At 73.3% G+C, this 26,623-nt stretch carries 20 protein-coding genes and 2 tRNA genes; 9 read left to right on the forward strand and 13 right to left on the reverse strand.

The genetic code is table 11. The annotated features are described in order from the left end of the window. Positions 1-314: 314 nt before the first annotated feature. The gene (locus ACZ4WV_RS08910) at positions 315-740 is read right to left on the reverse strand and encodes an OsmC family protein (RefSeq protein ID WP_465744287.1); all 426 of its coding nucleotides are present in this window, start codon (positions 738-740) and stop codon (positions 315-317) included. Positions 741-1,066: 326 nt separating this feature from the next. Between ACZ4WV_RS08910 and ACZ4WV_RS08915 the strand changes: the two genes are divergently transcribed. Both ACZ4WV_RS08915 and lepB read left to right on the forward strand, forming a co-directional pair. After that, complete coding sequence (locus ACZ4WV_RS08915; protein WP_350744242.1) at positions 1,067-1,402, forward strand: chorismate mutase; 336 nt, start codon at positions 1,067-1,069, stop codon at positions 1,400-1,402. 152 nt (positions 1,403-1,554) lie between these two features. Then, complete coding sequence (lepB, locus tag ACZ4WV_RS08920; RefSeq protein WP_465744289.1) at positions 1,555-2,415, forward strand: signal peptidase I; 861 nt, start codon at positions 1,555-1,557, stop codon at positions 2,413-2,415. Here lepB and ACZ4WV_RS08925 read toward each other — a convergent pair. The 3 genes from ACZ4WV_RS08925 to ACZ4WV_RS08935 all read right to left on the reverse strand — a co-directional run bounded on the left by ACZ4WV_RS08925 (position 2,378) and on the right by ACZ4WV_RS08935 (position 6,345). After that, a complete protein-coding gene (locus ACZ4WV_RS08925) occupies positions 2,378-3,508 on the reverse strand; it encodes an EamA family transporter (RefSeq protein ID WP_465744291.1) in 1,131 nt (376 codons plus the stop codon). The genes lepB and ACZ4WV_RS08925 overlap by 38 nt on opposite strands. A gap of 128 nt (positions 3,509-3,636) precedes the next feature. Beyond that, on the reverse strand, positions 3,637-6,048 hold the full coding sequence (locus ACZ4WV_RS08930; RefSeq protein ID WP_465744293.1) for a transglycosylase domain-containing protein: 2,412 nt from the start codon (positions 6,046-6,048) through the stop codon (positions 3,637-3,639). Between the two features lie 223 nt (positions 6,049-6,271). Further along, positions 6,272-6,345 (reverse strand) — tRNA-Lys (locus tag ACZ4WV_RS08935). Positions 6,346-6,481: 136 nt separating this feature from the next. Here ACZ4WV_RS08935 and ACZ4WV_RS08940 point away from each other — a divergent pair. Then, on the forward strand, positions 6,482-7,399 hold the full coding sequence (locus ACZ4WV_RS08940; RefSeq protein ID WP_465744295.1) for an alpha/beta fold hydrolase: 918 nt from the start codon (positions 6,482-6,484) through the stop codon (positions 7,397-7,399). Positions 7,400-7,441: 42 nt separating this feature from the next. Here the strand turns inward: ACZ4WV_RS08940 and ACZ4WV_RS08945 are convergent, their stop codons facing one another. The 5 genes from ACZ4WV_RS08945 to ACZ4WV_RS08965 all read right to left on the reverse strand — a co-directional run bounded on the left by ACZ4WV_RS08945 (position 7,442) and on the right by ACZ4WV_RS08965 (position 12,424). Then, complete coding sequence (locus tag ACZ4WV_RS08945; protein WP_465744297.1) at positions 7,442-8,092, reverse strand: GOLPH3/VPS74 family protein; 651 nt, start codon at positions 8,090-8,092, stop codon at positions 7,442-7,444. Positions 8,093-8,164: 72 nt separating this feature from the next. Continuing rightward, positions 8,165-8,238, reverse strand: a tRNA-Lys gene (locus tag ACZ4WV_RS08950). A 73-nt stretch (positions 8,239-8,311) separates the two neighbouring features. Then, on the reverse strand, positions 8,312-10,402 hold the full coding sequence (locus ACZ4WV_RS08955) for an ABC transporter ATP-binding protein (protein WP_465744299.1): 2,091 nt from the start codon (positions 10,400-10,402) through the stop codon (positions 8,312-8,314). Further along, entirely contained in the window at positions 10,399-11,427 is a 1,029-nt protein-coding gene (locus ACZ4WV_RS08960) for an ABC transporter permease (protein ID WP_465744301.1), read from the reverse strand. Before ACZ4WV_RS08960 ends, ACZ4WV_RS08955 begins: the two co-directional genes overlap by 4 nt. Positions 11,428-11,443: 16 nt before the next feature. Further along, positions 11,444-12,424 carry an ABC transporter permease gene (locus tag ACZ4WV_RS08965; RefSeq protein WP_465744303.1) on the reverse strand — a complete coding sequence of 327 codons (981 nt, stop codon included), beginning with the start codon at positions 12,422-12,424 and terminating at the stop codon, positions 11,444-11,446. Positions 12,425-12,760: 336 nt separating this feature from the next. On the opposite strand from ACZ4WV_RS08965, the gene ACZ4WV_RS08970 reads away from it, so the two are divergent. Both ACZ4WV_RS08970 and ACZ4WV_RS08975 read left to right on the forward strand, forming a co-directional pair. Further along, positions 12,761-14,464, forward strand: coding sequence for an ABC transporter family substrate-binding protein (locus ACZ4WV_RS08970; protein ID WP_465744305.1), 1,704 nt, complete (start codon positions 12,761-12,763; stop codon positions 14,462-14,464). 542 nt (positions 14,465-15,006) lie between these two features. Beyond that, a complete protein-coding gene (locus ACZ4WV_RS08975) occupies positions 15,007-16,206 on the forward strand; it encodes a low temperature requirement protein A (protein ID WP_465744307.1) in 1,200 nt (399 codons plus the stop codon). A 6-nt stretch (positions 16,207-16,212) separates the two neighbouring features. Here ACZ4WV_RS08975 and ACZ4WV_RS08980 read toward each other — a convergent pair whose 3' ends face one another. Next, on the reverse strand, positions 16,213-17,187 hold the full coding sequence (locus tag ACZ4WV_RS08980) for a LysR family transcriptional regulator (protein WP_465744309.1): 975 nt from the start codon (positions 17,185-17,187) through the stop codon (positions 16,213-16,215). Between the two features lie 394 nt (positions 17,188-17,581). Here ACZ4WV_RS08980 and snpA point away from each other — a divergent pair, with 394 nt between their 5' ends. The 3 genes from snpA (at position 17,582) to ACZ4WV_RS08995 (ending at position 21,302) form a co-directional block, all read left to right on the forward strand. After that, on the forward strand, positions 17,582-18,205 hold the full coding sequence (snpA, locus tag ACZ4WV_RS08985) for a snapalysin (RefSeq protein WP_465744311.1): 624 nt from the start codon (positions 17,582-17,584) through the stop codon (positions 18,203-18,205). A gap of 112 nt (positions 18,206-18,317) precedes the next feature. Then, complete coding sequence (locus ACZ4WV_RS08990) at positions 18,318-18,977, forward strand: pentapeptide repeat-containing protein (RefSeq protein WP_465744313.1); 660 nt, start codon at positions 18,318-18,320, stop codon at positions 18,975-18,977. 246 nt (positions 18,978-19,223) lie between these two features. Further along, complete coding sequence (locus ACZ4WV_RS08995; RefSeq protein WP_465744315.1) at positions 19,224-21,302, forward strand: phosphocholine-specific phospholipase C; 2,079 nt, start codon at positions 19,224-19,226, stop codon at positions 21,300-21,302. Positions 21,303-21,373: 71 nt separating this feature from the next. Here the strand turns inward: ACZ4WV_RS08995 and ACZ4WV_RS09000 are convergent, their stop codons facing one another. Both ACZ4WV_RS09000 and ACZ4WV_RS09005 read right to left on the reverse strand, forming a co-directional pair. After that, positions 21,374-22,018, reverse strand: coding sequence for a dihydrofolate reductase family protein (locus ACZ4WV_RS09000; protein WP_465744317.1), 645 nt, complete (start codon positions 22,016-22,018; stop codon positions 21,374-21,376). 165 nt (positions 22,019-22,183) lie between these two features. Further along, positions 22,184-22,972 (reverse strand): phosphoribosyl-dephospho-CoA transferase MdcG domain-containing protein, encoded by a 789-nt coding sequence (locus ACZ4WV_RS09005; protein WP_465744319.1) that lies wholly within the window; start codon positions 22,970-22,972, stop codon positions 22,184-22,186. Between the two features lie 153 nt (positions 22,973-23,125). On the opposite strand from ACZ4WV_RS09005, the gene ACZ4WV_RS09010 reads away from it, so the two are divergent. Further along, positions 23,126-23,350 (forward strand): hypothetical protein, encoded by a 225-nt coding sequence (locus ACZ4WV_RS09010; protein ID WP_465744321.1) that lies wholly within the window; start codon positions 23,126-23,128, stop codon positions 23,348-23,350. Between the two features lie 27 nt (positions 23,351-23,377). Here ACZ4WV_RS09010 and ACZ4WV_RS09015 read toward each other — a convergent pair whose 3' ends face one another. Continuing rightward, positions 23,378-26,623: a S41 family peptidase gene (locus tag ACZ4WV_RS09015; protein WP_465744323.1), complete on the reverse strand. Its 3,246-nt coding sequence runs from the start codon at positions 26,621-26,623 to the stop codon at positions 23,378-23,380.

Raw genomic sequence — 26,623 nt, forward strand, 5'->3', positions numbered from 1 at the left:
CGGCGGCCGGCTCCGCGCTCTGTCACGGTCCTCGGAGTCGGTCCACTGGGGGCGACCGCCGTGGGGCGCTGTCGCGCGGGGACCGCGTGGAGAACAGGGCGCTTCGGCCGATCATAGGCCGCGACGGCAACGCGCGGTGACCGCCGCCAGGGTGATTCGCCCCCTTTGGGGTCATGGATGGCGGAACGTGCAGATGCCCTTCGTGCACATCACCTGAGGTGCGCCGGGAGCGCGTGCGCCGAGGCCGCGCCCCCGGGCGCCGGTTGCGCGCCGGGGGCGGGGCCGGGCGCCCCCGGCGAGCCGGGGGCAGGGGGTCAGGCCAGCTTGGCGGTGAGGGTGATGGTGGTGCCGGTCAGGGCCTGGCTGACCGGGCAGTTGGCCTTGGCGTCCTCGGCGGCCTTCACGAAGGCGGCCTCGTCCATGCCGGGCACGTCGCCGGTGACGGTGAGGTGGATGCCGGTGATGCCGGTGCCGGGCTGGAAGGTGACGTCGGCCTGGGTGTCGAGGTGGGCGGGCGGGTTGCCGGCCTTGGCCAGACCGTTCGACAGGGCCATCGAGAAGCGGGCGGAGTGGGCGGCCGCGATGAGCTCCTCGGGGCTGGTCATGCCGTTGGGCTGTTCGGCGCGGGCGGGCCAGGAGACGGGGTACTCGCCGATCCCGGAGGAGGCGAAGGTCACCTTCCCCTTGCCGTCGAGGAGGCCGCCCTCCCAGGCGGTACGGGCGGTGCGGGTGGTTGCCACGATCGGTTCCTCCACTGTTGACGTACTGCTGAGTCGTCACTTCCGGTCATGCACGCACCAGCCTACGGGCAGCGCCGTCCCCGGGCCGGGTGCCGAGCGGGGCGTCGGCGCGCCACCGGCGCCGGCGCCCGGCCGGACTGTTCCGGGGCCATCCCGGAGCCGTCCCGGGGTCGGCCGGACGGGTGATTCCACCGAGCTGTCCGGATGCCGGGACGGTTCCGTCTGACGGTGCGGGTCCGGCGCGGGTGCCCTGTTAGATTTGCCCGGGCCCGAGCCCGGTCGCCGTACGGCCGGGTGCCCATCCCTTCACACCGGGAGCCGACCCGATGACGGACCAGCCCACGACCTCCGACGCCGGCCTGCCCGAGGGCGTCGACGACGCGGTGCGGGCGGAGCTGACCAGCCTGCGCGAGAGCATCGACAACATCGACGCCGCAGTGGTCCACATGCTGGCCGAGCGCTTCAAGGCGACCCAGCGGGTCGGCCGCCTCAAGGCCGAGCACAAGCTGCCGCCGGCCGACCCGGCCAGGGAGCGGGACCAGATCAAGCGCCTTCGGGAGCTCGCCGCCGGGGCCAAGCTCGACCCGGTCTTCGCGGAGAAGTTCCTGACCTTCATCATCGCCGAGGTCATCCGCCACCACGAGGCCATCGCCCGCACCTGAGCACACCCGGGCCGCTGGACCACCTCCGGGCCCCTTCCGGGCGGGTGCTCCCCGGGCGGTGATGTCGGCGGCGGCTAAATGCCGGATTTCGTGCGGCCCTCCGGTTGGCGTAGCGTGCAGGTTTCCCCAGCCGGAGAGGTGGAGCAGCGACGATGGCGGTGGACCTGCCCGAAACGCCCAGCGGAGCCCCCGGCGATCCGGCCGGGCAGCACGTCGGGTACGCCCGGCAGCACACCGACGGCGCCTCCGACGCACCCGGCGCACCCGGCGCCGCCCCCGGGCCGGCTGCCCCCGGATCCGCGGGCGGCCGAGCCGAGGGCCGCCGCCGGGCCGGCGGCTCCCGCAGCCGCAAGGCCCGCCGCTCGGCACGACGCCCCCGGCCGTGGTGGATCGAGCTGCCGGTGATGGTGGGTGTCGGGCTGGTGGTCGCGCTGCTGATCAAGACCTGCCTGTTCCAGGTCTTCACCATCCCGTCCGGTTCGATGGAGAACACCCTGCGGGTCGGCGACCGCGTCGGAGTGAACAAGCTCGCACCGCTGACCGGCTGGAAGCCGGAACCGGGGCAGCCGGTGGTGTTCAAGGACCCGGGGGAGTGGCTGCCGCCGCAGCCCGTGGACTCGAATCCCCTGACCAACGCGGGGAGCTCGGTGCTCAGCTTCGTCGGGCTGGTGCCGCCCAAGGACGACAACTACCTGGTCAAGCGGGTGATCGCGACCGGCGGCCAGACCGTGCAGTGCGCGGGCACCACGCTGACCGTCGACGGCAGGAAGGTCGACGAGCCGTACCTGCACCCCGGCGACGACTCCTGCGCGGGCCTGGACTTCGGTCCGGTGAAGGTGCCCGCGGGCTACATCTGGGTCGAGGGCGACCACCGCAGCGACTCGGCGGACTCCCGCTACCACCGGCAGGGCCCGGGCGGCGGCGCCGTGCCGGTGGACGACGTGGTGGGCCCGGTGTCGGCCGTCGTGTGGCCGCTCAACCACCTCGACTGGTTCGGCTGGACGGGCCGCTGACCCCGCGCTCGGCGGCGGCCACCCGCTCCCGGTCCTGCTGGGCGGTTCCGAGCGCCCGGGAGGCCGTGGAACCGGCGGGAGCGGCACCGGCGGTGTCACCCGGGCCGGGAGCACCGGCGGCCACCTCCGTCACCCCGCCGTCCGCCTCCGTCCGGGTTCCCACCGCCGCCGGCTTGCTGATCTGCGCCGCGAAGGCTCCCGCCAGCACCAGCAGGCCGCCCGCGACCTGCGGCAGCCCGAGGTGCTCGCCGAGCAGGACCCAGGCCAGCACGGTGGCGACCACCGCCTCCAGGTTGGCCACCACCCCGGCGATCGGCGGCGAGAGGTACCCGACGGAGATCACGCCGGTCAGGTAGGCGAGGACGGTCGCGATCAGCACCATCCAGGCGGCCGGGAGGAACGCGGGCAGGGTGTGCCCGTTCATCACCACGGACCCGCCGAGCGGGCTCCAGTCGGCCTGCCAGGGCCGGGTGAGCGCGGTGAGCAGGACGGCGCCGATGAGCAGTCCGTACGCGCTGACGGCCAGCGGGTCGACCGGGCGCTCGCCCCGGCGGCCGGCGTCGGCGAGCACGAAGTAGCCGACCTGGCAGCAGGCCGCGCCGAGGGCGAACAGCACGCCCAGCGCGTCGAAGCTCAGGCCGTTCCAGGCCTCCACCACGCAGGCCAGCCCGGCCACCGCGACGCCGGCGCCGACGGCCGCGCCCCGGGTGATCGGCTTGCGCTGCACGAACTTGACGTAACCGATCAGCAGCGGCGGCCCGAGGTACTCGATGAGCAGTGCGACGCCGACCGGGATGCGGGAGATCGCCGCGAAGTAGCAGGCCTGGACGCCGGCCACGGCGAGCAGGCCGAAGCCGAGCAGCAGGCCGGGGCGGCGCAGGACGGCATCCCGGTGCCGGTAGGCGACCGGGAGGAGGGCCACGGCGGCGCCGGTGACCCGGAGCCACACCACGTGCAGCGGTGAGAGCCCGGCCTCGATCAGCGGCTTGGCCGCGGTGCCTGAGCCGCCGAAGGCGAATGCGGATACCAGCGCGAGGCTGAGGCCGAGGGTTCTGCCCGGAGGGTGGGTGGGCGAGGCCGGTGAGCTGTGCACCGACGCATTGTGACAGTCATACCGGCGCTTCGGTAAGGCGCCATTTCGTCATTCGGTCCTGGTGCCCACTGTGCGCAACGGCGCACTCACCCACCCGGCCGCGCCGGCCGGCCCTCGGGCGCGCCCCGTCAGCCGCCGGTCCCGGCTCCGGCCCCCGTGAGCGCGTCCGTCCCGCCGGTGGGCTGGGTGGTCGGCTGGGTGGTCGGGGCCGTGGTGGGCCCGGTGGTCGGCGTCGGCCGGGTGGTCGGCCGGCCGGTGGGCCGGGAGGTGGGCTGGGGGGTCGGCCGGCCGGTCGCGGGATCGGTCGGCCCGGTCGTCGCCCCGCCCGAACCCGAGCCGTTGCCGCCCGGGGTGGTCCCGCCGGAGGTGTCGCCCGGCGTGGCGCCGGTCCCGGCACCGGTGCTGGGTGTGGCGGCGCCGGTCGACGGGGTGCCGGTCGGCGTGCTCGGGGCGGTCGGCAGGTCGGTCGCGCCGGCCGAGTCGTCGCCGTCCGCCGGGCTCGCGAAGTCACTCACCGGCAGGCCCTTGAGCGCGGCCTTCATGTAGCTGGTCCAGATCTGCGCCGGGTACTGGCCGCCCGCCGCGCCGTCGATCCCGCCGACGCCGCTCAGGCTGACCTGGGCGCCGGTGCCCGGGTCCTGGCCGAACAGCGCGACCGAGGTGACCAGCTCGGGGGTGTAGCCGACGAACCAGACGGACTTCTGGTCGTCGGTGGTGCCGGTCTTGCCGGCCACCGGCCGGCCCAGCGCCTTCGCGCGCCAGCCGGTGCCGCCCGGGTCGCTCACCACGCCCTGGAGCATCGAGGTGACCTTGTCCGCGGTGTCCGCGCTGACCGCCTGGGTGGTCTTGTGCGCGGGCAGCGCGACGGCCTCGCCGCCGCGGTCCACCGACTGCACCAGCCACGGGGTGATCTGCTTGCCGCCGTTGTCCAGCGTGGCGTACACGCCGGCCATGTCCAGCACGCTCGGGGTGGCCGCACCCAGGGGGATGGACGGCACCGGGTCCAGGCCCGGGGTGTTGCCGGGCAGACCCAGCGCGATGCCGGTGTCCTTGACCTTCTGCAGCCCGGTGTCCTGCGCGAGCTGGGCGAAGGCCGAGTTGACCGACCAGTCGGTGGCCTGCTGCAGGCTGATCTGGCCGTAGCTCCTGTCGCCCTCGTTCGGCGGCGCGTACGGGGTGCCCTTGCCGCCGCGGACCTTGCGGCCGCTGGTGCCGTCGTAGACGGTGCGCGGGGTGATGGTCCGGCCGTCCTGGGTCCTGGCGTTGTTCTCGAAGGCGGCGGCCAGGGCGATCGCCTTGAAGGTCGAGCCCGCCTGGTAGTCGCGCCGGGTCGCGTTGTCCACGTAGTGCTTGACGTAGTCGACGCCGCCGTACAGGGCGACGACCGCGCCGGTCTTCGGGTCCACCGAGACGGCGCCGGCCTGGGCGGCCGCGTCCTTCTTCCGCTTGTCCGGGTTCAGGGTGTCGTGCAGCTGCGCCTGGACGGCGTCCTGGAGGGCCTGCTGGCGGTTCGGGTCGATGCTCAGCTTGATCGTGTAGCCGCCCTTGGCCAGCTCGCTCTCGCTGATGGCCCCGGTCGAGGTGAGGTACTGGGTGGCCGCGTTCACCAGGTAGCCGGACTGGCCGGACAGGCCCGGGTTGGGCTGCGGGTCCTTGACCTCCGGGAAGGTGGTCCTGGCGCGCTCGTCGGCGGAGAGCCAGCCCTCCTTGACCATGCCGTCCAGCACGTAGTTCCAGCGGTTGACGGCGTTCTGCTTGCCCGCCTCGGTCGCGGTGGCCACGTCGTAGGCGCTCGGGGCGTTCAGCAGGGTGGCCAGGTAGGCGCCCTGGGCGGGGTCGAGCGCGGAGGCGTCGATGCCGAAGTAGGCCTGGGCGGCCGCCTGGATGCCGTAGGCGCCGCGGCCGTAGTAGGAGGTGTTCAGGTAGCCGGAGAGGACGTCGTCCTTGCTCTCGGTGGCGTCCACCTTTATCGCGATGAAGAGTTCCTTCACCTTGCGGGTGACGGACTGCTTCTGGCTCAGGTAGGTGTTCTTCACATACTGCTGGGTGATCGTGGAGCCGCCCTGGGTGCCCTCGCCGGTGGCGGTGTTGAGGGCGGCCCGCGCCAGGCCCTGCACGTTGACCGCGCCCTCGTTGTAGAAGTTGCGGTCCTCGGCGGCCAGGGCGGCGTGCTGGGCGGCGGGGGAGACCTTGTCCAGGCCGACGTTCTGCCGGTTGGTCTGGCCGGTGCGGGTGATCACCGAGCCGTCCGCGTAGAGCCAGGTGTTGCTCTGGGCGATCGCGGCGGCGTGCGCGTCGGGGACCTTCACCAGCGCGATGCCAAGCGCGAACAGGCCGACGCCGAGCAGCAGGGCCGAGGCGAGGCCGAGCAGGGTCATCCGCCAGGTGGGTATGAGCCGGCGCCAGCCGGTGCGCTTGGGGCGACGCGGCTTCCTGCCGCCGGTCGCGCCGCCGGTCGTACCGGTCGAGCGCTTGAACCGCTTGACCGGCCGGAGACCGATCGACGGCGTGCGGCCGCCGCCCTGGGTGTTCTGGGACATAGCGCGGCCTTTCCTGCGGGCGGACCGGGCCAGCCTGCACAGACGGGGACATCGGCGGTAGGGGGCCTTTGTCCGGATTCCGGTTTACTGCCCAGGACGAGCCGGATGGGCCGAATGGCTCCGCCGGAACGGCAATCGAGACCGACATCACACACAAAACGGACGTCGAGGGCCAAAAAATCGGGGAGCCCCTCGCTACTGCGAGAGGCTCCCCAACTGTCTGTGCGCCGCCAGGGACTCGAACCCCGGACCCGCTGATTAAGAGTCAGCTGCTCTAACCAACTGAGCTAGCGGCGCCTGCTGACCTGGAAAACAATACACGGTCCTGGGGGGTGCCTCGAACCGGTCCGTTCCACCCGCCCGCCGCCGGGCCGTAGAGGTGTCCGTTTTCGCCCAGTTTGGGAGGAGTTCACCTGCGGATTACCGTGGAACGGTGCCCAGCCACCAGCCCGGACACCCGGACCAGGGCCTCGCCCGCCCGGGCACGCCCGATCCCCCGGGGCGGTTCCTGCGCATCGACGGGGTCCCGCTGCACGTCCGCGCCGAGGGCGCCGGCCCGCCCTGCCTGCTCACCGGCGGCCTCGGCAGCAGCTGGTTCGACTGGGACCTCGTCGTCCCGTTCCTCAGCCCCTACCGCACCGTGGTCCGCTTCGACCGGCCCGGTTACGGGCTGAGCGCCGCCGAGCCCGCCACCGGGCGGCCCGCCCCGACGGTGGCGGGCGAGGCCCGGCGGATCCTGGCGGTGCTGGACGGTCTCGGGCTGGACGGCCCGTGCACCCTGGTCGGGCACTCGCTCGCGGGGTTCCACGTGGAGGCCTTCGCCCGGCTGTACCCCGAGCGGACCGCCGGGCTGGTGCTGATCGACGGCAGCGTCGAGACGGCGGCCCGCCCGTACCCGGCGCCCGCCGCGCGCGACCTGGCGGTCCGGGCGGCGGCCGGCGCGGCCCGGGCGCTCGCGGTGCCGTACCTCTTCGGCCCGACCGCCCGCCGGGTGACCGCCCGGCTGTCCACCGTCCGCCGTGCGGACCTCGCCCCGGCGCCGCTGGTCCGGCGCTGCTACCGCACCGGCCGGGCCCTGCGCGCGCTGCTCCGGGAGAACGGCCGCTACCTCGACATGGCCGCCGAACTGGACGGACTGCGGCGCACCCGGCCGCTGCCGGAGGACCTGCCGATCACCGTGCTCGCGGCCGACGACGGCTGCCGCAACCGCCGCACCGGGAACTGGCTGGCCGAACAGCGGGAGCTCGCCGCGATCCTCGGCGCCGACTTCCGCACCGCCGCCCCGGCCGGGCACCTGGTGATGTTCGACCGCCCGGACGCGGTGGCCTCCGCCGTCCTGGACACCCGCTGAGGCCTCCGCCGGGCGTCGGCGCCCGATCGCTGCCGTCCGCGCTCAGTCGCTGGACTTCTCCCGGATGACCCTGCGCACCGCCCGGGGAACGGGCAGCTCCCGGGCCAGCCGCCCGGCGGCGCGTCTGATCGGCGCGCCGTCTCGACCGGGGTAGAGGCGGCGCCCCAGCCCGGCCGCGTCGATCAGGCCGGCCAGTTGCCGGTCCCGCTCCGCGCTCGGCCGGCCGGCCCCGCCGTCGGGCGCCGACAGGGTGGCCGCCACGCGGGCGGCGATCGTCCGGGTGGCGTCGGTCCGAGTCGTGGGGTAGCGCCGGTACGGCAGTCCGAGGAACCGTTTCTCCTCGACGGTGAAGTGGCCCTCCGCCACCAGCCGGTCGAGGTAGAACCGGTAGCCGGGCCGGTCGGGCACCCAGCGGACCGCCTGGGTCAGCCGGGGGCGGAACCGGCTCTTGCTCTTCGCTTCCAGGCGGGCCAGCAGTGCGGCCGCGACCTCGTCCCGCGCGCCGAAGGGGTGGTAGCCGGTGATCTGCTGCTTCTCGACCGTGATCGCGCCGGTCACCAGCAGCTCGGCGAGGACGGCGCCGGCGATCACGTGGTCGAGGTGGATGGAAGGGCTCCGGAACCGGCCGCGCGCCGGGTCGGCACAGAGCAGCAGCAGTTCCTCGGGAAGGGGACGGGCGTCGAGTGGTGTCACGGTGCCTCCTCTACCCACCCCCGGAACGCCTCAGGCCGCCCACCGGAGTGGGCGGCCTGAGGCCTTGCCATGTGCGCCGCCAGGGACTCGAACCCCGGACCCGCTGATTAAGAGTCAGCTGCTCTAACCAACTGAGCTAGCGGCGCCTGCTGACGTCGAAGACAGTACACGCCGCCGGGCCGATCCGGCGAATCGTAGGCGGGCGGTGACGGTGGGTGATCAGGCCCGGGCGGCCTCCGGGTGGTGGCAGGCCGCCTGGTGGTCCGCGCCCGTCCGGTCGGCGTCGAGCGTGGGCCGTTCCCGCTCGCAGCGCGCCCGGGCGGTCTCCGGGAGCCGGACGTACAGCGGGCAGCGGGTGCGGAACGGACAGCCCGTGCGGCGCTCGGTGGGGGAGGGCGGGTCCCCGGCGAGCAGGATCCGGTCGCGGGCGCGTTCGGCGGCGGGGTCGGGCAGCGGGACGGCGGAGAGCAGTGCCCGGGTGTACGGGTGCCGGGGGCGGCCGAAGACGGCGGAGACCTCGCCCTGTTCGACCGTCCGCCCGAGGTACATCACGCTGACCCGGTCGGCGAGGTGGCGGATCACCGAGAGGTCGTGCGACACGAACAGGTAGGAGAGTCCGAGTTCGGCCTTGAGCGCCTGCAGCAGGTTGAGCACCCCGGCCTGGATCGAGACGTCCAGCGCGGAGACCGGTTCGTCCAGCACCAGGAGCTTCGGCCGGACGGCGAGCGCCCGGGCGATCGAGACGCGCTGGCGCTGTCCGCCGGAGAACTCGTGCGGGTAGCGCGCGGCGTGCTCCGGGTCGAGGCCGACCTGGCGGAGCAGGTCGGGCACCCGGCGGGCGATCTCCTCGCGCGGGGCGTGCTGGGCGCGCAGCGGCTCGGCGACGATGTCGCCGATCGGCATCCGGGGGTCGAGGCTGGCCATCGGGTCCTGGAAGACGATCTGCAGCCCGGCCCGGAGCCGGTGGGCCTCGGCCCGGGTGAGCCGGGCGGTGTCGTGGCCGAGCAGTTCGATCCGGCCGGTCTCCGGGGCGCCGAGCTTCAGCAGTTCGAACAGGGTGGTGGACTTGCCGGAGCCGGACTCCCCGACCAGGCCGAGGGTCTCGCCCTCCCGGAGGTCCAGGTCGACGCCGTCCACCGCGTAGACCTCACCGACCTTGCGCTTGAACACCGTGCCCTTGAGGAGCGGAAACGTTTTGCCGAGTCCGCTCACCGACAGCACCGGCGCCCGCGAGGCACGGTCCCCGGCCGCGACCGGGGCCGGCAGCTCCGGCACCGGGTACACCTCGCCCGGCGCGGGCCGCCGCTCGGCCAGCTCCGCCGACCGCACGCACGCCGCCAGGTGCTCACCCGAACCCTCCGGAACGGGCTCCGCCGAGCCCTCCAGCGCCGGCTCCGCCGCCGAGCAGCGCTCCTCCGCCAGCGGGCAGCGCGCGGCGAACGGGCAGCCGGGCGGTAGCTCGGCCATCGGCGCGGGGACGCCCGGAATCGGCACCAGCGCGCCGCCGTGCCCGTCCACCCGGGGTAGCGCGCCGATCAGGCCGAGCGTGTACGGGTGGCGGGGGGCCGCGAACAGCTCGTCCACGTCCGCCGATTCGACCACCCGGCCCGCGTACATCACCGCGACCCGGTCGGCCGTCCCGGCGATCACCCCGAGGTCGTGGCTGACCAGGACCAGCGCCGCGCCGGTCTCCCGCTGCGCGGTGCGCAGCACGTCCAGCACCTGGGCCTGGATGGTCACGTCCAGCGCGGTGGTGGGCTCGTCGGCGAGCAGGATGTCGGGCTGGTTGGCGACGGCCATGGCGATCATGGCGCGCTGGCGCATGCCGCCGGAGAACTCGTGCGGGAAGCTGTCCAGGGCCCGGTCGGGCGCCGGGATGCCGACCAGGTCGAGGAGTTCGGCGGCCCGCCGGCGGGCGGCGGCCTTGTCGACCTGCTGGTGGACGCGGACCGCCTCGGCGATCTGGTCGCCGATCCGGTAGACCGGGGTGAAGGCGGACAGCGGGTCCTGGAACACCATGGCGACCCGCCGCCCCCGGATCGCGGCCAGCTCCCGCCCCGGCAGCCCGACCAGCTCGCGGCCGTCCAGCCGCACCGAGCCGCTGACCCGGGCCGTCCCCGGCAGCAGCCCCAGCACGGACAGCGCGGTGACGGACTTCCCGGAGCCGGACTCGCCGACGATGCCGAGCGTCTCGCCGCGCCGCAGGGTGAGGTCCACCCCGCGCACGGCGGGCACCGGGCCGTGCGGCCCGGTGAAGTCCACCCGCAGGTCGCGGACGGCGAGCAGCGGGGTTTCGACGGTGGTGGTCACGGGCGCTTCCTACGGGAACGACGGCTGGTGAGAGCCGGACGGGTGCGACGGGAGCGGCGTGGACGGCCGGAACGGCCGCCGGCGGCACCGGCGGTGGGGTCGAGGGCGTCGCGCAGCCCGTCCCCGATCAGGTTGACCGCGAGGACGAACAGCACCAGCAGTCCGGCCGCGAAGTAGAACATCCACGGGAACACCGGGGCCTCACTCGTCCCGGCGGCGAGCAGGGTGCCGAGCGAGACGTCCGGCGCCTTGACGCCGAAGCCGAAGTAGGAGAGCGCGGTCTCACTCATCACGGCGCCGCCGACCGCGATGGTGGCGTCGATGATGAGGAAGGAGGCGACGTTCGGCAGGATGTGCCGGCTGATGATCCGCAGCGGCCGTACGCCCATGAAGCGGGCCGCGCGCACGAATTCGCGCTCGCGCAGCGAGAGGGTCATCGAGCGGACCACCCGGGCGGTGATCATCCAGTTGAACAGGGCGAGCAGCAGCACGAAGGCGGTCCAGCCGGCGCCCTTCAGCCGCGAGGAGACGATGGTGATGATCAGGAAGGCGGGGAACACCAGCAGCAGGTCCACCAGGAACATCAGCGCCCGGTCGGCCCAGCCGCCGAAGTAGCCGGCGCAGGCCCCCACCACGGAGGCCAGCACGGTGGAGAACAGCGCCACCAGCAGGCCGATGACCAGTGACTTCTGCAGCCCGCGGACGGTCTGCGCGAACACGTCCTGGCCGACTCCGTTGGTGCCGAACCAGTGCGTGGCGGACGGGGGTTGGTGCAGCGCCGTGAAGTCGGGGCTGGCGTAGTCCCAGGGCGTCAGGTACGGGCCGCCGAAGGCGAGCGCGAACAGCAGCAGGACGACGACGGCCCCGACGACGGCGCCGCGGGCGGCGAGCAGCCGGGCGAGGACGAGCCGGCCGCGGCCGGTCCCCCGGGGCGTGGCGGGCGCGGGCAGCTCGGCGGGTCCGGTGGACCCGGAAGGTCCGGAAGGCCCGGCGGGCTCCGCCGGTTCCACGGAGAGGGTGGTCATCTCACGTCACCTCCGGTCAGGCCCGCACGCGCGGGTCGAGGGCGGCGTGCAGGGTGTCGGCCAGGAAGCCGGAGGCGAGCACGACGACGGCGGTGAACAGGTTGATCGCCACCACCGAGTTGACGTCCTGCTCGTTGATCGACTGGATCAGCCACTCGCCCATGCCGTGCCAGCCGAAGATCGTCTCGGTGAAGATCGCGCCGGTGAAGATGCCCAGGAAGGTGTAGGCGAACATGGTCGACATCGGGATGACGGCGGTCCGCAGCCCGTGCTTCAGCAGCGCCCGCCCGCGCGTGAGGCCCTTGGCCTCGGCGGTGCGCAGGTAGTCGGAGCCGAGGACGTCGAGCATGGTGCCGCGCTGGTAGCGGCTGTAGGTGGCGAGGCCGCCGAGGGCCAGCGAGATGGTGGGCAGCAGCAGGTGCAGCGCCCAGTCGGCGAGGTGGGTGCCGAGGCCGCCGGTCAGGCCGGGGGTCTCGTAGCCGGTGAACGGGATCACCTCGTGGCCGGCCGCGTCCTTCGCCGCGATCGCGCCGTTCTTGAGGAACAGCGCGACCAGGAAGACCGGGGTCGAGAGCAGCACGAACGACAGCACGGTGAGCAGCCGGTCGGAGATCCGGTACTGGCGCACGGCGCTCCACGCCCCGGCGGCGACGCCGAGGACGATCCCGAGCAGGCTGCCCAGCAGCATCAGCCGCAGCGAGACCCAGACCCGGCGGCCGAAGTCGTCGGAGACCGGGGTGTCGTGGATGGTCCGGCCGAGGTCGCCGTGGAGCAGACCGCCGGCCCAGTGGCCGAAGCGCTCGACCACCGGGGTGCGGTCGTTCAGGTTGAGCGCGGTGAGCTGGTGCTCGACCGATTCGGCGGACGGGCGGGGGACCTTGGCGTCGAAGTAGGTGCGCGGCTGAAGGGCGGTCGCGGAGATCGCGTACGCCAGGAAGATGGCGGCTATCAGCAGCATCGCGTAGTAGCCGAGCCGCTTGGTCAGGTAGCGGAGCATCAGCGGCTGCCCGGGGTGGGGGCGGGGCCGACGCGTCTGGTGGGCATCGGGTGGGTGGCCTTCGGTCGGGGCCCGGTCAGGGCGTCAGGTGGTGGGGGTGATCGGCGAGTTGTGGAAAGCGCAGGTCAGAGTGAAACACCCGGGAACGGCGGGGGTGTTGCGGCAGCGTTGCCGCGCGTGACTTTTGGATCAGGCGTGCGTTCCTCCCCCTGGTGGCGGATCTGATCCGCTGTTACGTTCCTCTGGCTCGATGCCGGATTGAGTGCCCATGCTCAAGCCCGGCCATGCCTGTCGCGGGCGATTCCCGCTCCGCAGACCTCACCAGAGGGGGACCCCATGGACGCTTCCACCACGGCCCGCCGTATCGGCCGGGCGACCGCCCTCGCCGTCGCCGTCGCGCTCGCGGTCACCGCGTGCACCTCGGGCGGGGGCGGTTCGACCGGCGACGTGGCCAAGAGCGAGCCGCCGAGACAGGACTCCCAGGACATCAACGCCAAGCCGTTGGACCAGGTCAAGGACGGCGGCGAGGTGCGCTTGCCGTTGTACCAGTGGATCACCCAGTGGAATCCGTTCCAGGTGGACGGCCGCTACGGCGACGCGGTCGACATCATGCGGGCGCTGGAACCGGACCTGTTCACCACGGACGCCTCCGGGAACTTCCAGCCCGTCGCCGACTACCTGCAGGAGGCCAAGATCACCTCGACCTCCCCGCAGGTGATCACGTACAAGCTGAACCCCAAGGCGAAGTGGTCGGACGGCAAGCCGCTGAGCTACCTGGACTTCAAGGCGGACTGGGAGGCCAGCAACGGCAAGAAGGACGGCTACAACATCGCCGACTCCTCCGGCTACGAGCTCATCTCGTCCGTCGAACAGGGCGCGGACCCGACGGAGGTCAAGGTCACCTTCTCCGAGCCGTACGCCGACTGGCAGAACCTGTTCCGCCCGCTGATCCCGGCGGCCGGCATCGGCACGGCGGACGACTTCAACCAGGGCTGGGTGGAGAAGATCCCGATCACCGCGGGCGCCCTGAAGGTCGGGACGGCGGACAAGACCGCGCAGACCCTGACCCTGGTCCCCGACCCGGCGTGGTGGGGGGCGAAGCCCAAGCTCGACCGGATCACCTTCCGGGTCATGTCCCAGTCGGCGACGACGCAGGCGTTCCTCAACAACGAGATCGACCTCGCCACGGCCGGCACCGCGGCCGCGTACGGGCAGCTCAAGGACGCCAAGGACGCCGTGATCCGGGCCGCCAGCCCGTGGGACGAGGTGCACATCTCGTTCGGCCAGGGCGGCGCGTTGGCCGACCAGAAGGTCCGCCAGGCGCTCGGGAAGGCACTCGACCGCTCCTCCTTGATCAAGATCGCGAACAACGGCGTGCCCGTGGAGTTCAAGCCCCTCGGCAACCACATCATCATGCCGAACCAGACGGGCTACCAGGACAACTCCGGCGAGTGGGCGAAGTTCGACCTGGCCGCGGCCAAGAAGCTGCTCGACGAGGCGGGGTGGAAGGACGCGGGTGGCGGTCAGCCGCGCACCAAGGACGGACAGCAGCTGGAACTGCACTGGGTGATCAATGACGGCACTGCCCAGGCGCAGCTGGACCTGGCCACGGCCGCGGCGGCGATGTGGCTGGCGGCCGGGGTGAAGGTCGACCTCGACAAGGTGCCGTCCAACGACTTCTTCACCAAGTACGTGAACCCGGGCAAGTTCGAGATCGCCAGCTGGCGGAACACCGACTCGTTCCCGCTCTCCACCTCGCTCGTCAACTTCCGTCTGCCGGTGGGGGACAACGTCTTCGGCAACTACTCGAAGCTCGGCACGCCCGAGATCGACGCGCTGCTGAAGAAGGCGGCCGGCACGCTCGACCCGGTGGAGGCCGTGAAGCTCTACAACCAGGCGGACGCGAAGATCTGGGAGCTCGGCCACACCGTCGAGCTCTACCAGCGGCCGACCGTGGTGGCGACGCGCAAGGGCCTGGCCAACGAGGGTGCGTTCGGCCTGGCGGGGACGGACTACGCCAAGATCGGCTGGGAGAAGTAGCCCGTGCCGCCGACGCGGCGAGGCGGGCCACACGGCAGGCGCTGGCGAGCAGCGCGGTGATCACGAGGCCGGTGGTGCGGACACGGGGTGGGTCGGCTCTGCCGCCCCCGCTGTCCTGCCACCGGCCTTGACCTTCCGCGTTGCCCGCAGGCCGCCCGTGTCGTGGGGCCCCGCAGGGCCCGCGCTCCCTTCCAACCGGGGAAGAATCTAGCCGGGCACCGGGGCCGCCCCGGCGCAGCGCGCGGGGCGCGCCAGGAAATCCGCCGTGGTGTCACCCACTTCGCGCACCGGAGCGTCAACTTCGGCTGACGGCAAGGAGAAATAGGACATACAGGGGCATCGTGCCCCGGTTCTAACGGGGCGGCCGGACCGCGCCGGTGCGTGTGCCGGTGCGTGCGCCGGGCCCGGGCCGCTGCCAGGATGCGCGGGACGGCGGGCCTCCAGGTCCGCCCGGATCAGGCCCCGACCCGACTCCGACTCCGTCCCCGCCCCGCCTCCTCCCGTCCAGCCCCGTTCCCCTCCCCGCCCCCGGAGCAGCACCGATGGCCAGCGAACCCGCCGCCGCGGCACCCCGCCCGCACCCCGTCGACCCGCCGCCGGTGCGGCGGATGGTCCCGCGCGACCGGCACGAGCCGCACCGCGTCGCCACGCCGCTGGAGCTCTTCTTCGACCTCTGCTTCGTGGTGGCGGTCGGCCAGGCCGGGCGCGAGCTCGCCCACTCCCTCGCGGCGGGGCACTACGGGGAGGGCCTGCGCGGCTACGCGCTCGCCTTCTTCGCGATCTGGTGGGCCTGGATGAACTTCACCTGGTTCGCCTCCGCGTACGACTGCGACGACGTGCCGTACCGGATCACCACGCTGGTGCAGATCGCGGGGGTGCTGATCCTCGCCGCCGGGGTGCCGCGGCTGTTCGCCACCCAGGACCTGGTGCTGGCGATCACCGGGTACGTGGTGATGCGGCTGGCGATGGTCACCCAGTGGCTGCGGGCGGCAGCCGGGGAACAGGGTCCGGCGCGCGGGGTGGCGCTGCGGTACGCGGTGGGGATCACGATCTGCCAGGTCGGCTGGGTGGTCCTGCTGCTCCTGCCGGACGCCGCCCGGCCGGTGGTCGTCCCGCTCGGCGTGCTGTGCGAGCTGGCCGTCCCGGTGCTCGCCGAGCTGCGGACGCAGACCACCTGGCACCCGCACCACATCGCCGAGCGGTACGGGCTGTTCACGCTGATCGTGCTCGGCGAGACGGTAGCCGCGGCCACGGTGGCGGTGCAGTCCGCCGTGGACGAGCACGAGGGGCTGGGCCGGCTGGTGCCGGTGGCGGTCGGCGGCCTGCTGATCTGCTTCGCCGCCTGGTGGCTCTACTTCGCCCGGCCCGTCCACGAGCACCTGCGCTCCAACCGGCAGGCGTTCGCCTGGGGTTACGGGCACTACCTGGTGTTCGGCTCGGCGGCGGCGATCGGCACCGGACTGGAGGTGGCGGTGGAGTCGGCCGTGCACAAGGCGGAGATCTCCGACACGGCCGCCACCGCGACGGTCACCGTGCCGACCGCGGTCTACCTGGTCACCGTGTGGTTCCTGCACTCCCGGCACACCAAGCGCGGCCCGCTCGCCCAGGCGGTGGCGCCCACCGGGGCCGTGCTGGTGCTGGCCTGCACCGCCCTCGGCGCCACCGGGGTGTTGGCGGCGGGCCTGGTCTGCGCGCTGATGATCGCGGTGGGGGTGCTCATCCACAGCCGGGAGAGCCGCTGAACCCCGTCAGGCCCGGCCCAACAGCACCGGTTCGTGCCGCGCCAGCCAGGCCAGGTAGGCCGGGTTGACCTTGGCCAGATCCAGGTAGGCGGCGCGCAGTTCGCCGTACAGGGTGTCCAGGGCGGGCGGGCTGAGCGCGCGCGGGCGCCAGGTGAAGAGCAGTCGGACGGCCAGCGGGTCCCCGTGGACCGGGCGCATCACGGTGCCGGGGCCGGGCAGTGAGGTCGGCTGGCAGGGGCGGACGGCCTCGCCGGAGGCGACCAGCTCGGCGGCGGTGGCGTTGTCCCGCACCTGCACCACCCGGGGGTCGAGCCCGGCCTCGCCGAACACCCGGCGCAGCGCCGCGTACTCGTGGTCGGCGGTCGGGTCGACCATCCAGGTGTCCGCGGCGAGGTCGGCCAGGTGGACGACCGGCCGGGCGGCGGCCGGGTGCCCGGTGGCGAGCGCGACGAACTGCGGCTCCCGGGCCATCAGCACCCGGTGCTCGGTGTCCGGCGGCACCCGCAGCGGGAAGCCCTCGCTCTCGTGGACGAAGGCCACGTCCAGCTGGTCAGCGGCGACCATCCGCAGCAGCGCGCCGGCGGAGGTGTCGACGTGGATGGTGGTGTCGGTGTCCGGCAGCCGCTCGTGCACCCGGCGCAGCCAGGCCGCGACCGCCCGACTGCCGACGCTGCCGATGCGCAGCCGCCGCTGCCGCCCCGGTCCGGCGGCGTCCCGGGCCTCCTGGCGGGCGGCGGCCACCAGCGCGGCCATCTCGCCGATCACCGGCCGGGCCCGGGAGAGCACCGAGTGGCCGAGCGCGGTGGGCCGGCTGCCGGTCTGCTCGCGGGTGAACAGCGTGCCGCCGATGGCCCGTTCGATGCGGTGCAGCTGCGTCGTGAGGGAGGGCTGGGTCATGCCGAGCTGGAGCGCGGCCTTGCGGAGGCTGCCGGTGTCGGCGATCGCGCACAGCACCCGCAGGTGTCTCACGTCGAGCTCCACGACGGGAGCATAGACGTCCCGGCGTTCGGTTGCCAAGGACATGACAGGTAGAAACCGGTCCGCCTCGAGTCGTGCGGCTCGTGCCCGCCACGGTTCCACGTGTGCGCGGCGGGCCGCCCGGCCGGAAACGGGCGGCCCGCCGCAGTGGGTACTTCCCCGCCGCGGAGCCTAGCCAAGGGCGGAACGGAATGCCAGGGGCATGGGCGAGTCAAGACGAGTAAAAGGCGACTCAAATCCCCCTGCGCGCCAGGCGATTGAACAGGGCTATCACCGGTTGACATCATCCGCGCGCCCGGCGGGCTGCCCGAAGCTCTGGGACATCACCCGTTCGCCAGGTGTCCCCCCAGGGCCGACCCCCAACCGGCCACGACACCGCAGGAATCGGAGCCCCCACATGAAGCGATCCGTGCTGTCCGCCACCCTCGGCCTCGCCCTCGCGGCCGGCCTCGCCGTACTGCCCACCACCGCGGCCGCCGCCGCCCCGGCCGCGCCGGCCTCGCAGGGCTACACCGCCTCGACGTACGCCGGTTCGGCCGCCGAGGCCGCGGACAACCAGGCGTTCTTCCAGGCCGTGATGGCCTCCGCCAAGGCCAAGCAGGCCGCCAACCCCGGACTGGCCGCCGTCGTGGTCACCTACGACGCCAGCTCGGCGCCGTCCTTCCGCACCCAGATCGCCAACGCCGCGCAGATCTGGAACAGTTCGGTCAGCAACGTGCAACTGCGGTCCGGTTCGGCCGCCGACTTCCGCTACTACGAGGGCAACGACAGCCGCGGCTCGTACGCCAGCACCGACGGGCACGGGCGCGGCTACATATTCCTCGACTACGCGCAGAACCAGCAGTACAACCCGGTCCGGGTGACGGCCCACGAGACCGGGCACGTGCTCGGCCTGCCGGACCACTACTCCGGCCCGTGCAGCGAACTGATGTCGGGCGGCGGCCCCGGCCCGTCCTGCACCAACCCGTACCCGAACGGCACCGAGCGCAACCGGGTCAACTCGCTCTGGGCGCGCGGCTGACCGAGTGCCCCGGGCCGACCGCGCGGAGCCGCGGCCGGTCCGGGGCATTGTCAGTGGCGCGTGCGAGCATGCGGGCGAGAACCACCCGCCCCGACCGCAAGGTGCCGCCGCCATGCCCCGTTCCACCCCCGACCAGCTCACCGACCTCCCCTACGCGGAACTGCTCAGCCCGTACACCGGTCCGCTGCGCAGCGACGCGAGGTACGACACCGCGCACTTCGACGGCGGTGAGCGTACCGACGAGTCGGCTGCCGGTGCGGTGTTCCTGGAATGCGCCTTCACCGGCGTCGGGCTCAGCGGGGTCAAGCTGCGCCAGGCCCGGTTCAACGAGGTCTGGGTGCAGGCCGGCCGCTGGGTGGCCTGCGACCTGAGCGACAGCGAGTGGCAGGACAGCGCCTTCGTCGGCGGTGTGCTGGCCGGGATCGCCGGGTACGGCTCGGCGCTGCGCCGGGTGGTGTTCCGCGGCTGCAAGCTGGAGGCGGTCAACCTGCGGTCGGCCGCGCTGCGCGACGTGGTGTTCGAGGACTGCCTGCTGCGCGACGTGGACTTCGGCGGGGCGAGGCTGACCGAGGTGTCCTTCCCCGGCTCGACGCTGGAGGAGGTCCGGCTCCGCGGGGCCGTCCTGAGCAAGACCGACCTGCGCGGCGCCGCCCGGCTCGGACTCGCCGACGGCCACCAGGGGCTGCGCGGAGCGACCATCAGCTCCACCCAACTGCTGGAGCTCGCTCCGCAGTTCGCCCAGGCGCTGGGCATCGAGGTCAAGGACCGCTGACACCGCTCCCTCCCGCCCCTCCGCCCCTTCGCCTCTTCGCTTCCTCCCCGCCCTCCGCTCCTCGACTTCCTCCGCATCGGCGCCCCGCGTTCAGCCCGGCGTCGCTCGGTGACACCCGGAGGAACAGTCCGACAATCCTGCTGCACGCATCTGGTGGCCCGCTTCGGATGCGGTGAAGACTGCTGCGCGATCGATGAGCCAGCAACTTGTGTACACAACATCGCCAGCGAAGGGACGGGCCGGCTGATGGCCGAGTTGAGTCGTAGGAAGTTCGTCACGCTGTCCGGCGCCGCCGCGGCGGGCCTCGCCGTGGCCGGCACCGGCGCTGCGGGGGCCGCCCCCGGTGCCGCGGCGGCGACCGCCTCCACCACCACGCTCAGCACCACGGGCACCATCGCCGACGTGCAGCACGTGGTGATCCTGATGCAGGAGAACCGCAGCTTCGACCACTACTTCGGCATGCTGCGCGGCGTACGCGGCTTCGCCGACCGCAGCGCCATCCAGATCGCCGGCGGCTACAGCGTCTTCAACCAGCCCAACGGCCTCCTCTCCCGCCAGTACCCGTGGCAGTTCAGCCAGACCAAGCCGGCCGGCGGCGCCGACCCCGAGCGCCTCGCCCAGTGCAACGGCGACCTCAGCCACGGCTGGAGCGACCAGCACAGCGCGTGGAACAGCGGCAAGATGGACAACTGGGTCGCCGCCAAGGGCAACGTCCGCACGCTCGGCTTCCTCACCCGCCAGGACATCCCGTTCCACTACGCCCTGGCCGAGAACTGGACCATCTGCGACGCCTACCACTGCTCGGTGCTCAGCGCGACCGGCCCCAACCGCACCTACCACTGGTCCGGCCAGATCGACCCGGCCGGCGCCGCGGGCGGCCCGGCCTACGACGGCGGCGACGAGAAGGGCCTGCGCTGGCAGACCTTCGCCGAGGCGCTGGAGGGCGCCGGGGTGAGCTGGAAGGTCTACCAGAACGCGGCCGACAACTACGGCGACAACGCCCTCGCCTACTTCTCGCAGTTCGCCAACGCCCCGGCCGGCAGCGCGCTGGCGACCAAGGGCATGGGCTCGGTGCCCAAGGTCACCGGCCGCACCCCCGACGACATCGTCGCCGCGATCAAGGCCGACGTGCTGGCCGGTACCCTCCCGAAGGTCTCCTGGATCGTCCCCGACCAGGCCTCCTCCGAGCACCCGTACGCCACCCCGGCCGACGGCGCGCACTTCGTCCACAACGTGATCGACGCGCTGAACGCCGACCCGAACGTCTTCAACTCGTCCGTCCTGTTCATCAACTACGACGAGAACGACGGCTTCTTCGACCACGTCCCGCCGCCGGTCGCCCCCGCCGGTACCCCCGGCGAGTTCTACAACGGCACCAACATCGGCCTCGGCTTCCGCGTCCCGATGATCGCCGTCTCGCCCTGGACCCGCGGCGGCTGGGTCAACTCCGAGACCTTCGACCACACCTCGGTGCTGCGCTTCCTGGAGGTCTGGACCTCCGCCCTCGGCAACCCCGCGAAGTGCGTGAACATCAGCGACTGGCGCCGCCGCGTCTGCGGCGACCTGACCAGCGTGTTCGACTTCGCCAACCCGGTGTACGGCCTGCCCGCGCTGCCCGACACCTCGCAGACCATCGGCCTGTCCGCCTGCGGCCCGCTGCCCAACCCGGCCCCGGTCAACAACCAGCTGCCGCTCCAGGAGTCCGGCAGCCGCCAGGCCCGCGCCCTGCCGTACCAGCCGAACGCCAACCTGGACCACCTGGAGTTCGGCTCGTCCGGGGTCATGAAGGTCTGGCTCACGATGGAGAACGCGGGCGCCGCGGCCACCAAGTCCGCGCACTTCGCCGCCTACGCCAACGCCTACCGCAGCGGCGGCCCCTGGCAGTACACCGTCGACCCGGGCGGCAACACCAGCGACTTCTTCAACTGCGGCACCGGCTTCGGCGGCGGCCCGTACGACCTGTCGGTGGTCGGCCCCAACCGCTTCCTGCGCCGCTTCAAGGGCGACGCCACCAAGGCGGGCAAGAACGCGGCCGTCACGGCCTCGTACGCGGTCGAGCCGGGATCGGGCAAGCTGGCGGTGTACTTCAAGCTGGCCAACTCCGGCACCACGCCGATGACCTTCACCATCGCCTCCAACAACTACCGCACCGACGGCCCCTGGACCTACCAGGTCCCGGCGGGCGGCAGCATCAGCGACTACTTCAACGCGGTGGCCTACACCAACGGCTGGTACGACTTCACCATCACGGTGGACGCGGACACCAGCTGGTCCCAGCGCTTCACCGGCCACCTCGAAACGGGCGCCCCCAGCATCACCGGCTGACCGCCCACCCCGCCGCCGCCCACACCAGAGGCCCCGCCACCCCCGCCCCCCGGGGGCAGCGGGGCCTTGCCTCACCTTCGCCAGAACAGGTGGTGCGCAACGCCGCTGGGGCTGGGAACGACCTCCAGGTGGAACTGGTCGAGCAGTTCGTCGGGCGACTCCCAGAGCCGAAGCCCGGATCCGAGCTCCACCGGTGAGACCACCACGTGCATGGTGTCGACGAGGTCGGCGGCGAGGAACTGCCGGATGGTGGTGACCCCGCCACCGAGTCGGACGTCCTTGCCCTCCGCCGCTTCCCGCGCCCGTTCGAGGGCCGTGGCCGGGTCGCCGTCGACGAAGTGGAACGTCGTGTCGGAGAGCGTGAACGACGGACGCACGTGGTGGGTCATGACGAACACCGGAGTGCGGAACGGGGGCTCGTCGCCCCACCAGCCGCGCCACTCGTGGTCCTGCCAGGGACCGCGCTGGGGCCCGAACTTGTTGCGGCCCATGATCTCGGCACCGATGTTGCGTGCGAAGTCCCGTGTGAAGTAGTCGTCGAGCCCCCGGCTCCCGCCGGGATCCGTACGCATGGGCCAGCTCGCCGTTGCTCCGGCCCAGGCGAACAGCCTCTCGGGACGGTGCAGGCCGAACGGCTCTTCGATGCTCTGGTGCTCACCGGCACCGATTCCGTCCCGCGAGACGTTGAAGTTCATGACTCTGAGCAGTTGATCCACGTGTCTCCTCGGCAGGTCCTGTCGCGTCATCGTGGGGCGGGTCGCCGCACACCATGACGTCGAAGTGGACCCGGCTGGATCGACATCGGCCGACAGACTTCTTTCCAACGGGCGCGTCGGGAAGCTGGCACCGCCGCGCAGTCCGACGACCGGTCGACGAGGTGATCACGGGTACCGGTCTCCGGGGAACCAGGGGTCGTGGACTTCGCGGGGGCCGTACGGTGTCAGCAGGGTGAAGGTGTGGACTCCTGCCGCGTATTCGGACAGTTGGAGTGCGCCGTAGCGGGTCTCGAGTTCGGCTTGGACTGGGAGTGGCAGCCTGCTCAGTGCCCGGCGCAGGTGGAGGGCGTCGCGGCGGCTGATCGGGTGGGGGGTGCGCAGCACCAGGCGGAGGGGGCTGAGTGGGCCGGTTACCGCTAGGCCGGTGCCCAGTTCGTAGCCGACGGCGCCGATCGGGCCCCAGGTGAGCCGGTGGTCCGCGAGCGTCCGGCCGGCCTCGGGTAGGAGGGCGAGTGCCGGGATCGTGGCGGCCCGTTCGGGGGCGAGTCGGGCCGTCCGCTCGGCCAGTTGCTCGGGTCGCAGCGTCCGGGCCACCGCTGCCCAGGGCGCCAGGGCGTCCAGTCGCTGCCCCGGGCGGGGGCCGCGTACGGTGACCGGGATCCAGTGTTCGGGTGCGGCCTCTTCGTCCCGGGTGCAGCGCTGTGGTCGTGGCGGGTCAGGTGGCCCCGGCGGGTCGCCGACCACCGTGGGTGCCCGGCCGACCGTCACCCACGGGTGGGCGCGCAGCACCGTGCGCGCCCACGGTGGCAGTTCGCCGCCGGCGGGCGGCCGCAGCGAGCTCGGGCGCTGCATCAGCAGCAGGTCGTGCGCCTCGGGCAGTCGCCCGGCCAGTGCGGCCAGCGGTCCGACCCGCCGGCGCGGGCCGTTGTGCAGTTCCTCGATCGGGTTCCTCACACCGCCACCTTCCGCCCGTGGCACGCCTGCGGCTACGGCCCTTCGACGCGGTCCGCCGGGACCAAAGGCTCAAGGTGCGTCGGTCCGGACCCGGTGTGAGAGTGGGGGCAGCCCGGAATTCCGTCGTTCCGTCCGCAGACAGGAGGAGGAGTCATGGGCATCTTCGACAGGTTCCGCCACAAGCCGCAGGAGGCCGCCGGCGGGGACGCCTCCCAGCGGGCCGCCCTCGCCCACGACGAGGCCGTCGACGCGTTCGGTGACGAGGTCGAGCGGTCCCGCGAGGCGCAGGACCGGCTGGCCCGGGAGCGCTTCGCCCAGGAGGAGGCCGACCGGCGCGCCGCCGAGAACATGACCGCCGAGGGCGACCCCTGGGACTGAACGGGTTCCGTCCGGTCAGCGTGCCGGTCAGCGCGGCGGCAGCGGTGGGCGCCGCAGGTCCGGTCGGGGGGTGGACTCCGGCGGGGGCGCCGCGGCGGGGGCGTCCTCCAGCAGGTCCAGGGCCAGCTGGACGGCGGTGACCAGTTCCGGGTGGCGACCGCGCGCCCAGTCCCGCGGGGTGCGCAGCACGTGCACGTCCGGCTCGACGCCCTGGTTCTCGACGGACCAGCCGAGCCCGCCGCTGAACCAGGAAGCGTTCTTCGGCACCGAGATCTGGGTGCCGTCGCCCAGGGTGTGCCGCCCGGTCATCCCGACCACCCCGCCCCAGGTGCGGTTGCCGATCACCGGGCCGAGGCCGATCAGCTTGATGGCCGCGATGATCACGTCCCCGTCCGAGCTGGTCGCCTCGTCGGCGAGGGCCACCAGCGGGCCGCGCAGGGCGTGCCGGGGCCAGCGGACCGGCCGGCGGTCCCGGGTGAAGTCCCAGGCGAGGACCTGCCGGGTGAGCTTCTCCAGCACCAGTTCGGAGACGTTGCCGCCGGCGTTGCCGCGCACGTCGAGCACCAGCGCGGGCTTGTCCAGTTCGCGCCGCAGGTCGCGGTTGAACTGCGCCCAGCCGGAGCCGCCGAGGTCCGGGATGTGCAGGTAGCCGCACCGGCCGTCGCTGTACTCCCGTACCAGGGAGCGGCGTTTGGCCACCCAGTCCTGGTAGCGGATGGCCCGCTCGTCGGTCAGCGGGGTGACGGTGATCCGCCGCACCGGGCCGTCCGGGCCGCCGCGCAGGGTGAGTTCGACGGTGGTGCCGCCGGTGCCGGCCAGCTGCGGGAGCGGGCCGCGCAGCGGGTCCACCGGGCGGCCGCCGATCTCCAGCAGTTCGTCGCCGTCCCGGACGCCCTGGGCGGCCAGCGGGGCGCGGGCGCGCGGATCGGAGGATTCGCCGGGCAGCACCCGGTCGACCAGCCAGCGGCCGTCGGGGGAGCGGTGGGCGTTGGCGCCGAGCAGGCCGAGCGGCTGCTGGGCGAGCGTGGGGCCCTCGGCGCGCCGGGAGGGGGTGACGTAGGCGTGGGAGGTGCCGAGTTCGCCGAGGAGTTCGCGCAGCAGGTCGGCGAAGTCGTCGGGTGAGCAGATCCGTTCCAGCAGCGGCTCGTACTGGGTGACGAGCGCGGGCCAGTCCAGGCCGGACATCCGCTCGTCCCAGAACTGGTCCCGGACGATCCGGGCCGCCTCGTGGTACGCCTGGCGCCACTCGGCGGCCGGGTGCACGGTGTGGGTGATCCGGCGCAGGTCGACGGTGGTCCCGAGGGAGGGCGCGGCGACCTGGACGACCCGCAGCGTGCCGGCCGAGTAGATCGCGATCGAGCCGCCGTCGCCGGAGACGGCGTAGCCGTCCAGGTTGTCGACCAGCGTGGTGCGGGTGCCGCGGGCCAGGTCGAAGTGCTCCAGGGAGGGGCGCCCGGAGGTGTCGTCGGGGCTGGCGAAGGTCTGTCCGAGGGTGCCGGAGATCGGCCAGCGCAGCCAGACCAGGCCGCCGCGCACCGCGTCGGTGGCCGAGTACTTCGAGGCGATCACCGGGAACTGCAGCAGCCGGTCGCCGATGCCCAGGGGGTCGACCCGGACGGTGCCGTCGCCGCCGCCGTTCCCGCGCGGGGCGCCGTCCTCGGCGGGCGCGGCGAACGGGGAGGGCGTGTCGGCGGTGAGCGGGACGAGGTACGGGCGGCAGCCGACCGGGAAGGAGAGGTCCCCGGTGTGCACGTCGTGCACGGGGTCGAAGCCGCGCCAGGAGAGGAAGGCGAGGTAGCGGCCGTCCCGGGTGAACACCGGCTGCTCGTCCTCGAACCGCCCGTCGGTGACGTCGATGACGGGCGCGGGCGCGTCGGTGCGGGTGAGGCGGATCCGGCGCAGTGAGCGCCCGGCGGCCGGCTGGGACCAGGCGAGCCAGTGCGAGTCGGGGGCGAAGCGGGCGCTGGAGACCGGACCGTACTCGGAGGCGGCCAGCTCGCGCACCGCGCCGTCGGCGGCGGAGACCAGCAGCAGCCGGCCGTCCGAGGTGGCGGCGGCCAGGTGGGTGCCGTCGGGGGAGGCGGTGAGCTCCAGGACCCGGCCGAGCCGTCCGGCGGCGAGCACCCGGTGGCGGTGCCGCTGCCCGCTCGCCGATTCGGCGGGGTCCTCGTGGCCGGGCAGCGGCATCACCTCGATCGCGTCGGCGCCCTGGGCGTCGGTGATCCAAGCGGCCTCCCCGGTGTGCCCGAGCACGACCGGCAGCCGGGTCCGCACCCCCGGGGTGTCGGCGAGCGCGCGGGCCGGGCCGTCCTTGTGGGTGAGCCAGTACTGGCTGCCGCGCACGGTGACCAGCCCGGCCCGCCCGGTCTGGTCGCAGGCGAGGTCCTTGACCTGGGTGGCGGCGTTGACCCGGTACGGGCGGCGGCCGGCCCGGGCGCCGCCGAGCGGGACGGTCAGCCGGCGCGGGGCGGGGGCGTCCAGGCCGTCCAGCAGCCAGAGGTCGCCGGCGTGCTGGTAGACGATCCGGGTGCCGTCGGTGGCGGCTTCGCGGGCGTAGTAGGAGGCGTGGTCGGTGTGCCGGCGCAGGTCGCTGCCGTCGGGACGGCAGGAGTAGACGTTGCCGATGCCCTCGTGGTCGGAGAGGAAGGCGATCCGGTCGTCGGGGGGTTCGCCGATCGGCATCGGGGAGGCGAGGTGGCCGGGGTGGCCGGGCAGGATCAGCTCGCCGTCCACCCAGAGCCGCCCGGTCGCGCCGCCGCGGTAGCGCTTCCAGGCGGCGGGTTCGTGCGGGGCGGAGCCGGTGAGCAGCACGGTCCGTCCACGGCTCATCTGGGCGTCGCCGACCGGCCCCCAGGGCATCCGGCGGCCGGGGGAGCCGTCCGGCGGGAGGGCGTGCGCCCAGGTGTAGTGGCCGAAGGGCTCGTGGAAGGAGGTGACGGCGAGCACCTCGCCGTCCGGCAGCCAGCCGCGCACCCGGGTGTCCTGGCTGCCCCAGAAGCTGAGCCGGCTGGCCTCGCCGCCCTCGACCGGCGCGGTCCACACCTCGGGGGTCAGGTCGAGCCAGCTGGTCCAGGCGAGGGTGGTGCCGTCGGGGGAGAAGCGGGGGTGGCTGACCCGGGTTCGGTCGCAGCTGACCCGCCAGGCCCGGCCGGTGCCGGTGCCCGTGCCGTGGCCGTCGCCGTCCAGCGGGGCGATCCAGACGTCGTCCTCGGCGGTGAAGGTGAGCAGGCCGCCGTGCAGGTGGGGGTGGCGGAGGTAGCCGGGCGGGGTCAC

This window comes from Kitasatospora sp. NPDC029312 (assembly GCF_055569215.1).

Excerpts from the sequence above, each read along its gene's own strand:
- ACZ4WV_RS08990 (WP_465744313.1), top strand. The coding sequence starts at position 18,318 with ATGCCCCGTTCCACCCCCGACCAGCTCACCGACCTCCCCTACGCGGAA.
- ACZ4WV_RS08930 (WP_465744293.1), bottom strand. The coding sequence starts at position 6,048 with ATGTCCCAGAACACCCAGGGCGGCGGCCGCACGCCGTCGATCGGTCTC.
- ACZ4WV_RS08915 (WP_350744242.1), top strand. The coding sequence starts at position 1,067 with ATGACGGACCAGCCCACGACCTCCGACGCCGGCCTGCCCGAGGGCGTC.
- ACZ4WV_RS08975 (WP_465744307.1), top strand. The coding sequence starts at position 15,007 with ATGGCCAGCGAACCCGCCGCCGCGGCACCCCGCCCGCACCCCGTCGAC.
- ACZ4WV_RS08965 (WP_465744303.1), bottom strand. The coding sequence starts at position 12,424 with ATGCTCCGCTACCTGACCAAGCGGCTCGGCTACTACGCGATGCTGCTG.
- ACZ4WV_RS08960 (WP_465744301.1), bottom strand. The coding sequence starts at position 11,427 with ATGACCACCCTCTCCGTGGAACCGGCGGAGCCCGCCGGGCCTTCCGGA.
- ACZ4WV_RS08995 (WP_465744315.1), top strand. The coding sequence starts at position 19,224 with ATGGCCGAGTTGAGTCGTAGGAAGTTCGTCACGCTGTCCGGCGCCGCC.
- lepB (WP_465744289.1), top strand. The coding sequence starts at position 1,555 with ATGGCGGTGGACCTGCCCGAAACGCCCAGCGGAGCCCCCGGCGATCCG.
- ACZ4WV_RS09010 (WP_465744321.1), top strand. The coding sequence starts at position 23,126 with ATGGGCATCTTCGACAGGTTCCGCCACAAGCCGCAGGAGGCCGCCGGC.
- ACZ4WV_RS08970 (WP_465744305.1), top strand. The coding sequence starts at position 12,761 with ATGGACGCTTCCACCACGGCCCGCCGTATCGGCCGGGCGACCGCCCTC.
- snpA (WP_465744311.1), top strand. The coding sequence starts at position 17,582 with ATGAAGCGATCCGTGCTGTCCGCCACCCTCGGCCTCGCCCTCGCGGCC.